Origin of the sequence: Nonomuraea sp. H19 (assembly GCF_052068215.1) — a bacterium.
Lineage (GTDB): Bacteria > Actinomycetota > Actinomycetes > Streptosporangiales > Streptosporangiaceae > Nonomuraea.
This window is the reverse complement of sequence record NZ_JBQHCV010000007.1, coordinates 458,870-472,202: the sequence shown is the minus strand read 5'-3', so window position 1 is coordinate 472,202 and position 13,333 is coordinate 458,870. Positions and strand designations below refer to the sequence as shown.

Genomic DNA, 13,333 nt, shown 5'->3' with positions numbered 1-13,333 from the left:
TGACGGTCCCGCTGAACGCCGGCGGCAACACCATCCGATGGGACCCGACCACCGCAGCCGGACTGCCCAACATCGACTACCTCGACCTCGGCGCCACGGCCGGCTGACTACTCACTACGAGCGGTTCAGGAGGGCACCGGGACGTCCGCTGCTGCGCCCGAGAGCGGCCGTGCCTGCCACCGCCCCGCTCCTGGAAGTCACTGCTTCCCCCTCCGCCCGGGTATCTCGCGAGATGCCGATTCTGTGAACGTTCACAGAACAATCTCGTGAATTTCGCACACGAACGTACATGTCCTTTCCCAATGGAAGCGCTCCCGGACTGGATGGCGTCCGTCCACACCAAGATGCCGCGCCCGGAGGGCGGGGGCCATTCGCGCAGCCTTCAGGCTGAGCGTCACCGACTGCTTGGCCAACGCGTAGCCGCACACCTCGAGAGGAAACATGATCAATAGATATGGGACGCGCGTCACCGCGGCACTCACTGTGCTCGTGACCGCGCTGGTGGCGGGGGTGATCACGGCGCCCGCGCCAGCGCACGCCACCTTTGGCACCGCGCACATCAAGCCGATCGAGAGCAACATCGCCGCCAAGTTCTGGGCCTCCGCCACGGCAAGCAGCGGCTTACCCACCGCCCGACTGGCCATTGACGGAGACCCGACGACGTCCTGGTACGCGGACGGCCCCAGCGCCCGACATCAGCTGACCGTCGACCTTGGCGGCGCCTACGACAACCTGCGGAAGGTCAAGGTGATCTTCGCTGACCCTGGCGTGGTGTACCGGTACATCATCGAGGCCTCGTCCGACGGTCGCAGGTGGACCAAGATCGCCGACAAATTCCGCGACCGAGCCGCGTCACGGGGAGCGGTGCACCTGTTCACCCGGCCGGGAACACGCTTCGTCCGGCTCACGGTCGCCGGCGCGCCAGGCCACCCCAAGGTCGGGGTGAGCGAGATCCAGATCTTCAACTACCTGCGCGACGACCTCATCCTCGGCGCCGACCTGTCCTGGGTGGACGACGTCCAGACCCGGGAATACTGGGTCAACCCTCTGGCCGCCGATCGGGGCGCCGGACCGCACCTACTCGACGTGGCCAAGGACCGCGGCATGGAGTACGCCCGGCTGCGCATCTTCAACGAGCCGAGGGACGAAAGCACCGGCGAACCCACACCGATCCCACGCCAGGGGCCGGAACGCTCACTGCAGTCAGCACGATGGATCAAGGACCGGAGCATGGGCCTCGGCATCGACTTCCACTACGCGGACTCCTGGGCGGACCCGGCCAAGCAACCGAAACCGCGCGCCTGGGCCGAGTTGGAGTTCGACGATCTGACGCAGGCGGTGTACGACTTCACCGGCGACTACCTCCGCCGGCTGATCCAGCAGGGCACCACGCCGGACAAGGTCGCCGTCGGAAATGAGATCATCAACGGCTTCCTGTACGGCAGCGAGGCGGCCCTCATCGGCACGACCAACCCGCCGTACTTCGTCGACCAGGCCGGCATCTACCAGTCGAAGCCGGGCGGCGGCCTGCTGTGGCGCTACTGGCAGTCGACCGATCCGGTCGAGCAGCGGCTTTACAACGAGGCGTGGGACCGGTTCACCACGTTGGCCGCGGCTGGGATCAAGGCCGTCCGCGATACGTCGCCGAAGACCAAGGTGGAGATCCATGTGATCGTCGACGCCGGGCGGCTCGCCAAGACGATGGAGTTCTGGAGCCAGTTCCTCACCCGGGTCAAGGCCAAAGGCCAGAACCCTGACGTGCTCGCGATCTCGTACTATCCGGAGTGGCACGGTTCGCCTGACGCACTGGATGTCAACCTGCACACAATCGCGACGACCTACCCCGACTATGAAATCGACATCGCCGAGACCGCCTACCCCGCGTCCGGCGGCGACGGCTCGCCATTGCCCAACTCGCCCTTCCCCCGCACCGTCCAGGGGCAGGCAGACGCTATCCAGCGGGTCTTCCAGGCCGCCAACGACGTGGTCGACAACCAGGGCACCGGCGTGCTGGTCTGGGAGCCGGCGGGCTACCAGCCGATGTTCCGAGCCGTGCCCGAGTTGCCCAACACCTGGGAGCCGCACACGTCGATCAACGTGTACAACGCGAGCCAGGCCAAGCACATCCTTGAAGACACCGTCTACGTCACCACCAGGGTAGGTAGGCCTCCGGCCCTCCCCTCCTCCATCCGCAAGCTCACCACCGCAAACAACACCATCACCACAACCCCCGTTCACTGGCAGGCGCTGCCGGACGGAGCAACCAACACGCCCGGTGAGGTCGTCATCCGCGGGACGACGGCGCTGGGCAAGGTCACCGCAGTCATCGACGTCATCTAGACACTCTCAAGAGGCCTGTCGAGGCGAGTCGAGACCCAGGCGACGGCCCGGGGAGTCGGGCGGGGAAGGCTACATACGCGTTCTGCGCGGCTGCCTGAACGTGGCCGTGGTGTAGCTCCTGAACACGCCTGGATCTGGTCGACGTGGTTACGGCTCAGTCCCGGCGCCGTACCTCGAGGTGCGGCGCCGAGTCGAGCAGCTTGCCCAGAGCCGAGGTGAGGGCAGCGCGCTCTTCGGGTGTCAGGAGCTCCGCCCACATGCGTTCGCGGATGTTGTGCTCGTGGTAGGTGTCCGCGATGGCTTTCTGCCCTGCTTCGGTGAGGGCGAAGGCGACCGCGCGACCGTCGTGCGGCGACTTGGTACGGCGGAGCAGGCCTTCGCGCTCAAGGGTGTTGGCCTGGCTCGACGCGGCCTGGCGACTCATGCCCGCGATCCGAGCGGCATCCTTGGCGTCCATCGTGCCCACGATCCACAGAGCGAACATCAACCGGAAACCGGCCCAGCTCCAGCCATGCGGTCTGTGCACGGACGATTCGAGGTCGTAAACGACGGTGCTCGCCGCACGGTGCAGGGTCAGGACGAGTGCAGCAGCTTCGGTGTCAACCGGAGGCTCCAGTTGGCCGGCGCGGTCGAGGGCGAACCTCACGAACGACTGGAAGTCGAGGTCGTCGATCGGCGGCGGCGACTTGCTCTTGTCCGTGGTCATGGGATCAGCTTGCCAGCACTGCAGACCTTCGCAGGCGTCACCCGTCACCTCGCTCGGTTGCGCGATCATGGCGCCCGCGGGACGGGTCTGGTCTCTGCCAGTGGTCGGAGGCCCAGGAATCTGAATGCCAGCGCCACCATGGGGCCGGCCGCCACCACGAACAGCAACGTCCCCACACCAGCCGGGCCCCCGAGCGACCAGCCGATCACGAGTCCGATTCCCTCCGACAGAACGCGAGCACCACCGACACCCAGCGGGAGCCGGAGATGGATGGCGAGCATGAGGCCGTCACGTGGTCCCGAACCGAGATGTGCTCCGACGTAGATCGCGCACCCGATCGCGAAGACCGCGATGCCGACAACCAGCACTCCCAGCCGCTCGGCCACACTGGCGGTCCCCATCGACGCGAGCACCGGGGTCGCGAGCAAGAGGTTGAGACAGGTCCCGATCACCAGCACGTTGAGGATCGTGCCGATGCCGGGAAAGAGGCCGAGAGCGGCGACGATCGCGACGAGGAGGCTGCCGATCGCGATGGAGGCCGTGCCGATGCCGATGCCGAGGCGCTGTGCCAAGGCGATGTGCAGGACCTCCCAGCTGGCGACACCAAGATCGGCGCGGATGGTCAGCCAGATCCCCGCCGACGTCACGATCAGGCCGAGCAGGAGCTGGACCACCCGCCCCGGCACGGTGGTCGGCCAGGTCACGCTCACGCGTCGGTCTCGATGGCGGAGATCCCCGAGATGGCGGTCGGGTTCAGGCCGACCAAGCAGGCCGTGATCATGGTTTGCCTCCGGGGCGTCCGCACGTGCGCGGCCTGAAAGGGATCCGTTCGAGGATCGATGTCCATCTCGATTCTCGAAGCGCATGGTGGTCGTTGACTTGGCCCGATGTGAACGACTCTTGGCGTAGTGCGAACAGTCCAAATGCGGCTCTTTCCGGCACTGTCTGAGCACTCTCAGAATGAGCGCAGGCTCGGTCGAACGACCGGGCGCAGGCAAACGACCTGACCGGGAGAACTCGCCATGACGCTGCAGGCCGATGTGATCGTTGTCGGAGCCGGCTCCGCGGGCGCCATCCTTGCTCGCCGACTCGTGGACGCGGGACGTGACGTGCTTCTGTTCGAGGCCGGTGGCGAGGATTCCAACCCTGCGCTCCACGATGTCCTCCGCCTCGCCGAGCTCTGGTTGAGCCCCCAGGACTGGGGCTACTACACCGTGCCCCAGAAGAATGCGGCGAACCGGTTGCTCCACCTTCCCCGCGGCAAGGTGCTGGGCGGGTCCCATGCGCTGAACGCCGCGATCTGGGTGCGGGGCTGCGACGAGGACTTCGCGCACTGGGAGAAGTTGGGAGCGAGCGGGTGGGGCTGGGCCGATGTAGCGCCGGTCTTCGGCCGAATTGAGGCCTACGACGGCCAGCCTGCCGGTGCTCGTGGCACGTCCGGGCTCCTCGACGTGACCGTCGACTACCAGCTGGATCCCGTCCAGCAGTCGATCCTCGACGCCTCGGTGCAGGCGGGCCTTGCGGTCAATCCGGATTACAACTCCGGCACGCTGGACGGCGTCGCGAAGATGCAGTTCAACATTCGGGGGGCCGAGCGCTGGAACACCTACAAGGCGTACCTGAAGCCCGTACGGGACCGGAACAACCTCAAGATCGTCACCGGTGCCCGCGTCAATCGGCTGATCGTCGAGGACGGGGCCGTTGTCGGCGTCGAGGTCGACGTGGAGGGCATCGCCATGGAGGCATACGCCGCCGAGACGGTCCTGTGCGCCGGGGCCCTCGACTCTCCGCGCGTCCTGTTGCGCAGCGGAATCGGGCCGGCCGCGGAGCTTCGGGATCTGGGTGTCGACACGATCCTGGACCTGCCGGGCGTCGGACGCAACTTGCAGGACCATCTGCTGTCGCCCGTGATCTTCGAGACGACAGCGCGCGAAGTCGGTCCTCCGACCCCCGGTCTGGCGGCAGCCCAGACCCATCATTTCTGGCGCAGCCGCGAGGGGCTGGCCTCTCCCGACACCCAGCCGATCAACTTCAGTGTGCCGATGTACTCCGAAGAATGGATGAGCGGCCCTGATTCGGGCTTCTCGCTCATGGCCGGCCTCGTCCGGCCGGAGAGCCGCGGCTCGGTCACGCTGACCGGACCGGGCGCCGATGACCCGATCGCCATCGACCTCAACGTGTTCGACGTGGACAAAGACCTCCAGACGCTCGTTGCCTCGCTGCGCAAGTGCCGCGAGATCGGTCAGCAGCCCGCTCTGGCCACCGAATGGGGTGCACGTGAGATCTACCCCGGCCCTGGCGTCGAGACCGACGAGGCGCTCGCCGACTATGCGCGCAGAACGGTGATCACCTACCACCACCAGTCCGGCACGTGCGCCATGGGCACGGGACCTGATGCGGTGGTTGACCCCGCTACCCTGCGGGTCCACGGGTTGCGCGGGCTCCGCGTCGCGGACGCGTCGGTGTTCCCCCGGATCACCAGCGGCAACACCAATGCGCCTGCCTGCCTGGTGGGTGAGCGCGCCGCCGACTTCATCCTGGCCGAGGAAGCCGGCTGAGACAGGCCGGGCCCGCCAGAGTCAGCCACCTGGAGCTTCGGTCAGGTGGCTGGCATTCCCGCCGAACGGAACTGACGCGGTGAGACGCCGTAGGCGATCTTGAACACGCGGGAGAAGTGCGGAGCATCGGGCAGACCCCAGCGCGCTCCGATCTCGGACACGGACCGGCCTGCGTGCACCGGGTCGACAAGCATCCGACGACAATGCTCCAGGCGGCGCGTGCGGATCCAGGACGACACGCTCATGCCCTCCGTGCTGAACAACTGGTGCAGCTGCCGCACCGAGATGTAGTGCGCGGCGGCGATCTGAGGCGGCGCGAGCGATTCGTCGTCGAGGTTCGCCTCGATGAAGTTCTTGATCTGGTTCAGCAGCCTTCGCCGAGGCTCGTTCGTCCCTTCCAATCCGACGTCGAGCTCGTTCGCGAACAGAGTGGTGACCAGGTCGATCGTGGTATGTGCGAGCCGCAATGCAGCGCCGCCGTTCAGCGACTCGAAGTTCTTCGCCATCCGGAGCAGGAACGGGCTGATCACCTGGCACATCGCGCGGTTCGCCGGCAGTCTGGTTGCCGTCAGCTCGCCCAGGTCCGCGGTGGGCAGGTCGATCGAGGAGCGGGGGAACATCAAGACGATGTGCCGCATGTTGTCGTCCGATATGAGTGTGTACGGCCTCGTCGTGTCGTAGAGGGAGATGTCGCCGGGGGTGAGCAGCGCTTCCTTGCCGTCCTGGAGCAACAAGCTGCTGCCGCGTAGCTGCATCGAGAGCTTGTAGTAGTCCCGACTCGAATTCGTTACCAGTTCCGGGGTTCGGAACACCGAGTGCTGACTGACGCGGATGTCGAACATGGCGAGCCGGTCGATGCGCTTGGCGCGCAGTTGCCCATGGAAAGAGTCGGGCCGGTCGGTCTGCACCTCCAGCGGAACGAAGCTCTCGGAAACGTGCGTTCGCCACTCGTGGAAGTCCGAGGTGAGGTAGCTCTCGACTCCATGTCGTGAGCGCGGTGTTGTATCCACCGTCACGAAACCTCCCGGTCCGATTGCTCGAGTCCACTTTGCACCCTCGATGTGACCGGCGACACAGTCTGGCACAACTTGTTTCTGTGTGCTAAAAATCCTGCACGGTGAGACAAGTTCCCACGATCACCCTGAAGTATCGGACGTGATCTTGCTAGGGAGCAAGTGATCGCGGGCGGTGTCGATGGTCCACCGCATGGTCGCGGAATGCGGCCGGTGAGCTGCGGTCGACCGGTGCGGGCAGCATGCTGGGTGAGCTGGTCAAGGCGGTGCCGGAGCGGGCGTTGGAGTCCGAGCTCGGTCTGGACGACATGGTCATCAGCCTGTATGCCCATGGCATGTCGGTGCGGGACATCGTCCATCACCTCGCAGGTGTGGTCGTCCCAGGTGATGCGGAAGTCGTCCTTGGTGAACCCGGGGCGACCGCGTGGGTCTGCGCGGTGAACGATCTCCGGGGTGACATATCCGCGGTCGACGAGGTGTTCGTGCGGGGTGAGACCGCTGGCGGCCAGGCCGGCGTGGAGGTCTTCCACGGCATTTGGTGTCCTGGACGGGAGTCAGGTGGGTGACTGCACCCACGATCACATTCGGGACGTGGTCTCACGGCTCTCGCATTGATGGTCGCGGTAGCCGATCCACGCGGGCTTCGTGGTCGTCTTAGCCCTCCTTGCGCCGGTAGCCGGCGAAGTCCTCTCGCAGAACACTCCCGCCAGCCGGTCGTGGACCCACATCGCCGGCGTCGGGGACGGGTTCGCAGCCCACGCTGCCCGCACCGTCTCCACCGGGATTGACCGACCGACATCGCCAACCATCGACACCGCCCTCACAGACGAGCGCGGTCGACTCCTGCCGGCCGGGCACCCGCAAGCCCGAGATCACCAGACCACCCGAAGATCACCAACAGCATCCGATCAATGATCCGTCCCCAGATACGTGCGTTGGAGCCGTTCGGGGTCTTCCATCAGAACTGATGCCGGACCCCGGTAGGTCAGCCGGCCTCCGGTGATGACGGCCGCCTCGGTCGAGATTCCGAGAGCGAGCTGTGCGAACTGTTCGACCAGCAACACGCCCATACCGTCCGCGGCGAAGTCCTTCACGAGTGGCAGGAGCCGCCTGAAGACCGCCGGGGCCAGTCCCAGCGACATCTCGTCGACCAGGAGGAAGCGGGGTCGGGTGACGAGCGCGCGTGCGAGCACGAGCATCTGCTGCTCTCCGCCGGACAGGAGGGTCGCCGCGCTGTCATGACGCTTGCGGAGCTCGGGGAACAGCTCGAAGGCGCGCTTGATGTCCGCGGATGAGCGCGTGGCGACGCGAAGGTTCTCGGTCACCGTCAGGGAGCCGAACACTGTGCGGCCCTGCTCGACGTGCACGATCCCCAGTCCCCGTCGACCGACCTTGCTATGCCGGGTGATCTCCTGGCCGTCGCAGGTGATGGAACCCCGCGCGACGTCGACCAGTCCGGAGACGGCCTCGAGCAGGGATGTCTTCCCGGCTCCGTTCGGGCCGATGAGTGTCGTCACCTCACCCCGTCGGACGGTGAGGGACACGTCGGTGACGACGCGGCCACCTGCCCGGTCGACGCAGACCTGCTTCAGCGTGAGCTCGCTCATGTCGACTCCTCCCCGAGGTAGGCCCGCATCACCTTCGGGTCATTGAGGACGACGTCTGGCGTCCCGGCAGAGATCACGCGTCCGAAGTCGAGGACGACGAGTGACGTGCAGACCGATCGGACCATGTCCAGGTCGTGCTCGATCAGGAGGACCGCCGTGCCGAATCGTTCGGGGACCGCCTGGAGGTGGCGCCCGAAGCGGATGTGTTCCTCGTGCGACAGGCCCGCGGCGGGCTCGTCGAGCAGGAGCACCCGAGGACCACTCAACACGTGCGCGGCCACCTCCACGAGGCGGCGTGTGGCCAGGTCGACGTCGGAAAGGAGGGAATGCGCCGGCGGGCACTCGAAGTGCTCGAGCGTCTCATCGATCGCCGCACGATCAGGACGCCCGTGGGCGACCATGCGCACGTAGGCGCCCACCCGGAGGCCCGGCGGAACCCGGTCCTGCTGGAAGGTGCGACGCAGACCTGCCCGTGCCCGCGGCGTCGGTCGCAGGCCGGTCACGTCACGGCCACCGAGCTCGACCACTCCGCGCTCGGAACGGGTGAAGCCGGTGAGGACATCGACCAGTGACGACTTCCCGGCTCCGTTGGGGCCGATCAGCCCGACGATTGCGCCAGTGGGTATGTCGAGGTCGACATCGTCGAGGGCGGTCACCGCACCGAATCGCAAGGTGATGCCGCGAGCCGACAAGGCCGGCCCGTGCGTCGCTGACCGCCCGGTCGGTGTCCGGAGAGCCGGACGATTCGCCTCGGAGTGGGCGGTCGACGCGGGTGCTGCGGTCACGGGTCCTCGTTCGGTCAGGTGCGTTGCCTCTGGAGCCCGGCGTCTACGGAGCCGGCTCAGGTTGTCCCCGAGGCTGTTGCCCGATGCGATCGCCTGGATGCCGGCGAGCCCGAACACCACCAGGGCCCAGTCCTGCGGAACGCCCCAGATGCGCAGCAGTTCAGGAATGCCGACCCAGAGCACGCCACCGACCACCGCTGCGGCGACGGCCTGCGCGCCTACCACTACCGCCAGGACGTACAGCGTGAGCGATGCGGTCGGTTCGAAGCTGCTCGGGTAGAGGACGCCGACCTGTCCCGCGGTCACGCCGCCGCTGATCCCGGCCAGGAGCGCGCTGAGACCGAACGCCGACGTCTTGGCGAAGGGCACGTTGACGCCGGCCGCCGCAGTGCCTCGCTCGGAGTAGGCCACGGCGCGCCAGCTCGAACCGAGGCGCGTTCGCCCGAGATAGGCGACCAGGACCCCTGAGGCAATGAGGACAGCGGCTGCCAGGACGAAGTAGTCCGGGTCGGATGCCGCCGCGCTCGGCCGACTGATGAAGAGCCCGTCGTTGGTCCCCGGGAACTGGGTGAGTCCCAGGGTCTGTCGAACTGCCGCCGCGAAACCGAGAGTGACCACGGCGAGGTTGACACCGCGCAACCGGAGGGCTGGGAGGCCGATGACCACGCCGACGAGCCCCGAGGCTATGCCGCCGACGGCGATCCACACGATGAGCCCGCCGGGTGCCTGCCAGATACTCAGCTGGGCCACGACGACCGCGCCGACCGCGGCGAACGAGAGCTGACACAAGGAGATCATTCCGGCCCGTCCCGAGACGACTCCGATGCCGACCAGGGCGATTGCGGCTGCGACCACGGTGATGCCCAGAAAGACGAGGTACGGCGAGAGTGCACGACTCGCCACGATCGCGAGGAGCAGTGCGACCACTGCGCCTGCGGCCGGCATGAGCGGGTGTTGGCCGAAGTCGAAGGTGCCGACGAGCCGCGCCAGCGGACTGCGGCCCGGCTGCGCGTCGCGAGACTCGCGTCTCACCTGAACGGCCGCGGCGCGACCGGTATCAACGGGCGACATCCCACACCTGATTTCTCTGGCTCCACAGCAGGAGCACGAGGATGACCGCGAACGGAATCCAGAACTTGAGGACCGACAGCTGGTTCGACTGGGCGAGGGCGCCCTGCAGCATGCCGAGCCCGATACCGCCCGTGACTGAGAGCCAGATGGACCGGAAGGCGCCGACCAGCGCGGCGGCGGCAGATGGCACCACGAGCATCGTCAGTGAGTACTGGTCGTTCGTCTGGGTCGGCGCGACGAGGGCGACCGCCACCCCCGCTACCACGCCGGTGGACAACCACACTGCGACGGTCAGAAACCTGGCGGGGACCCCCAGCAGCTCTGCCGTCGACGGTCGCTCCGACAGCGCCCGGAGCAGTACTCCGGCATCGGTCCTGCGCAGCACCAGGTGCGCAGCACTCGCGACCGCGACCGCCAGCAGGCACATCACCACGGCGATCCACGTGACCACCGTCCCGCCGAGGTCGACCGCCGCACCGTGAACGAGCGGCGCGAAGTTCTTGGGTTTCGTGCCGAAGGCGATGAACGACGCCGACAGCGCGAGGAGCAGTGCTGCGATAGAGACTGCGGATCGGTGCGTGATGTCCGCCTCCGGCATCCAGTGTGCAAGCACTGCACCGAGGATGCCGGAGGCCGCCGTTGCGACGGCCACTCCGAGAAGCACGGCCAGAAGGGCCGGCATTCCATGGTCCGCCAGCGTGACTGCTGTGTAGGTCCCGAACATGGCCAACGCGAGCTGGGCGAAGTTTACGACCCGGATGAGCTGCGCCATCAAGGTCAGGCAGACGGCGATGGTGGCGTAGAGGCCGCCCAACGCCAGTCCGCTCAGAGCTCCTGAGATCATCGACTGCTCACCTCAGCCTTGGTCGACAATGAGCCAGTTGTCCGCGGCGTTCCGCCACGAGCCCTTGTCGAGGACGATCGGCCAGCCGGCGTGGTTCGGCTGGTGGCTGTTGCCCGGCCCGAACTGGTATGGCGTGCCGACCATGGGGTTCTCGATCGGCGCCATCTTCTTCAGTGCCTCGGTCACCGACGTGCGATCGATGTCGCCCTTGATCGACTTGAGGACGTCGACGAAGTACGTGGCTGCGAGGTATCCGCCCTGCGAGAACGACGTCAGCGCAAGCCCTTGCTTGGTCATGAGCTCGCGCCAGTCCTTGTTCGCCGTCGCGTTGGTGTCTGTGAAGGGGAGGAACTCAGCCGGCACGTAAATCTTCTGCCCCGACGGCGCGGCCTTCGCGAACTGCTCGGAGTACACCGAGGTCAGGAACAGCCAAGTGATCCCGGTGACGTTCTGGGCCACCGCGGCCTTGAGCATGCCCAGGGCATCCGGTTCGACGAAGTTGGCGAAGACAGCGTCGCAGCCCTCCTCCTTGACCTTCACCGCCTGGGGCGTGTAGTCGGCGTTGCCGTAGGGCACGGTGTCGTCGATGTAGGCCAGCTTCGCGCCAGTCGCCTTCGTCCAGGCGTCGATCGCCGACTGATAGGCGGGCTTGGAGGCTCCGGTGATCGCGACGAAGGCACAGATCTTCTTGACGTGCAGCTCCTCCGAGCCGAACGTCAGCGTCATCTGCGAGTCGAGATAGGGCCCGGCGTTGACCGGGGCCATCACCGGGCTGTTGAAGCATCCCGGCCCGACCCCGGTACCGACAATGCTCATGATCTTCTGCTGCTCGTAGAACTTTCCGTTCACATCACAGTCGACCAGGCTCGCGCCGCCCACCATGGCAACGGCATTCTTGCTGGTCACGATGTCTCGCGCCGTCTGGGTTGCGGTCGCCGGGTCCGCCTTGTCGTCAGCGACGACGTACTGGATCTTGCGTCCGCGGATCCCGCCCGTGGCGTTGACCCCGTCGAACACCGCCTGCGCCGCCGCAGATGCCTCGGGAAATGTTGCCGGACCGCTGAGTGCGTTGATGGAGCCGACGACGATGGGGTCGTCCGCGGATCCTGAGCCACCACCACTGCCGCATGCGGCGAGGAGCAAAGCTGACGTCGCAGCAGCGGCAAGGGTCAAGACCTGATTCTTCATGTGGAGCCTTTCGACAGGACGTCGGATGTCCATCGGGGTCAGCGTCGCCGCAACGTTAGGAACGCCGTGCGCTTCCAGGCTTGGCTCAGCGGGTAGGGAACTTGGCCCAGCGGGCACGACCCCATCTGCATGCCGGCTGCGCTTCCCAGAGCCGACGACTCGTGGTTATGGTCCAACTCGTAAAAGGTTTTACGAGTTGGACGGCGGGTGCCAAGATGCCCCCGTCACCCGAACAGATGGGATCGGCATGGCCAGCAAACCCTTCGCGTCCTCGGCGGACATCAGTGCGAAGCAGCAGACGCTCGAGGTGCTCGCAGAAGGGGTATACGCCCTGACTGCGGAGGGCGACCCCAACGTCGGCGCCATCGAGGGCGAGGACTTCCTGGTCTGTTTCGAGGCGCTGGCGACGCCGACCGCAGCACGAGACTGGCTAGCGGAGCTCAGGAAGCACACGGACAAGCCCGTGAAATACCTCATCCTGTCGCATTACCATGCAGTGCGCGTCCTCGGTGCAAGCGCGTTCGACGCCGAGGTGATCGTGGCGCACGAGAACACCCGCCGGCTGATCGCCGAGCGTGGCAAACAGGACTGGGCGTCGGAGTTCGGGCGGATGCCTCGCCTGTTCAAGGATCCCGAGTCGATCCCGGGGCTCACCTGGCCGACGGTGACATTCACCGACCGGTTCACCATCGATCTCGGTGGTGAACGCGGTGACCTCGTATTGCAGTACTGCGGGCGCGGCCACACCGCCGGCGACATCGTCGCGTGGTTGCCCTCGCAGAAGATCCTGTTCGCCGGTGACCTCGTGGAGGCCCAGGCGGCGCTGTACACCGGAGACGCGTTCCACCGCGACTGGGCGGCGGCGACGCTCGACAACGTTGCTTCCTTCGGAGCCGAACAACTGGTGGGTGGCCGTGGGGCTGTCGCGCGCGGTGCGGAGGCCGTCAGCGCGGCGATTGAGCAGACGCGCGGCTTTCTCACCACCATGATCGAGCACGTCGAAACCGTCCAGAAGCGTGGTGGCACTCTGAAGGAGGCGTTCGAGGCGACCCACACAGCGTTGGCGCCGAAGTTCGGGCACTGGCCGATCTTCGAGCACTGCCTGCCCTTCGACGTCGCGCGGTTGTGGGATGAGCTCTCCGGCACCGACTGGCCCCTCATTTGGACCGCCGAGCGCGACCGCCAGGTGTGGGACCTCCTTCAATCCTGACGGGACGCACA

The 13,333-nt window shown here is 66.6% G+C and carries 10 protein-coding genes and 1 pseudogene; 4 read left to right on the top strand and 7 right to left on the bottom strand.

The annotated features are described in order from the left end of the window. The first annotated feature begins 441 nt into the window (after positions 1–441). Positions 442–2,340, top strand: a complete 1,899-nt coding sequence (locus tag ACTMTI_RS18600; RefSeq protein ID WP_441121637.1) for a glycosyl hydrolase 53 family protein — start codon at positions 442–444, stop codon at positions 2,338–2,340. Positions 2,341–2,494: 154 nt separating this feature from the next. Here ACTMTI_RS18600 and ACTMTI_RS18595 read toward each other — a convergent pair whose 3' ends face one another. Beyond that, on the bottom strand, positions 2,495–3,046 hold the full coding sequence (locus ACTMTI_RS18595; protein ID WP_441121636.1) for a MarR family winged helix-turn-helix transcriptional regulator: 552 nt from the start codon (positions 3,044–3,046) through the stop codon (positions 2,495–2,497). A 65-nt stretch (positions 3,047–3,111) separates the two neighbouring features. Beyond that, positions 3,112–3,756 (bottom strand): YczE/YyaS/YitT family protein, encoded by a 645-nt coding sequence (locus ACTMTI_RS18590; protein ID WP_441121635.1) that lies wholly within the window; start codon positions 3,754–3,756, stop codon positions 3,112–3,114. A gap of 312 nt (positions 3,757–4,068) precedes the next feature. Here ACTMTI_RS18590 and ACTMTI_RS18585 point away from each other — a divergent pair, with 312 nt between their 5' ends. Beyond that, positions 4,069–5,604, top strand: a complete 1,536-nt coding sequence (locus tag ACTMTI_RS18585) for a GMC family oxidoreductase (RefSeq protein WP_441121634.1) — start codon at positions 4,069–4,071, stop codon at positions 5,602–5,604. A gap of 41 nt (positions 5,605–5,645) precedes the next feature. On the opposite strand, the gene ACTMTI_RS18580 is transcribed toward ACTMTI_RS18585, so the two are convergent. Next, positions 5,646–6,620, bottom strand: coding sequence for a helix-turn-helix domain-containing protein (locus ACTMTI_RS18580; protein ID WP_441121633.1), 975 nt, complete (start codon positions 6,618–6,620; stop codon positions 5,646–5,648). 194 nt (positions 6,621–6,814) lie between these two features. Here ACTMTI_RS18580 and ACTMTI_RS18575 point away from each other — a divergent pair. Next, positions 6,815–6,982 (top strand): annotated as a pseudogene (locus ACTMTI_RS18575) (IS256 family transposase); the annotation flags it as partial. 543 nt (positions 6,983–7,525) lie between these two features. Here the strand turns inward: ACTMTI_RS18575 and ACTMTI_RS18570 are convergent. Genes ACTMTI_RS18570 through ACTMTI_RS18555 form a run of 4 tightly spaced genes read right to left on the bottom strand, consistent with a single transcriptional unit; the run spans position 7,526 to position 12,145 of the window. Then, on the bottom strand, positions 7,526–8,224 hold the full coding sequence (locus tag ACTMTI_RS18570; RefSeq protein WP_441121632.1) for an ABC transporter ATP-binding protein: 699 nt from the start codon (positions 8,222–8,224) through the stop codon (positions 7,526–7,528). Then, positions 8,221–10,080 (bottom strand): branched-chain amino acid ABC transporter ATP-binding protein/permease, encoded by a 1,860-nt coding sequence (locus tag ACTMTI_RS18565; RefSeq protein ID WP_441121631.1) that lies wholly within the window; start codon positions 10,078–10,080, stop codon positions 8,221–8,223. The genes ACTMTI_RS18570 and ACTMTI_RS18565 overlap by 4 nt, the downstream gene beginning before the upstream one ends. Next, positions 10,067–10,924, bottom strand: a complete 858-nt coding sequence (locus ACTMTI_RS18560) for a branched-chain amino acid ABC transporter permease (RefSeq protein WP_441121630.1) — start codon at positions 10,922–10,924, stop codon at positions 10,067–10,069. The genes ACTMTI_RS18565 and ACTMTI_RS18560 overlap by 14 nt, the downstream gene beginning before the upstream one ends. Positions 10,925–10,936: 12 nt before the next feature. Then, positions 10,937–12,145 (bottom strand): ABC transporter substrate-binding protein, encoded by a 1,209-nt coding sequence (locus ACTMTI_RS18555; RefSeq protein ID WP_441121629.1) that lies wholly within the window; start codon positions 12,143–12,145, stop codon positions 10,937–10,939. Positions 12,146–12,359: 214 nt separating this feature from the next. Between ACTMTI_RS18555 and ACTMTI_RS18550 the strand changes: the two genes are divergently transcribed. Beyond that, complete coding sequence (locus ACTMTI_RS18550; protein WP_441121628.1) at positions 12,360–13,322, top strand: MBL fold metallo-hydrolase; 963 nt, start codon at positions 12,360–12,362, stop codon at positions 13,320–13,322. The last annotated feature ends 11 nt before the right edge of the window (positions 13,323–13,333 follow it).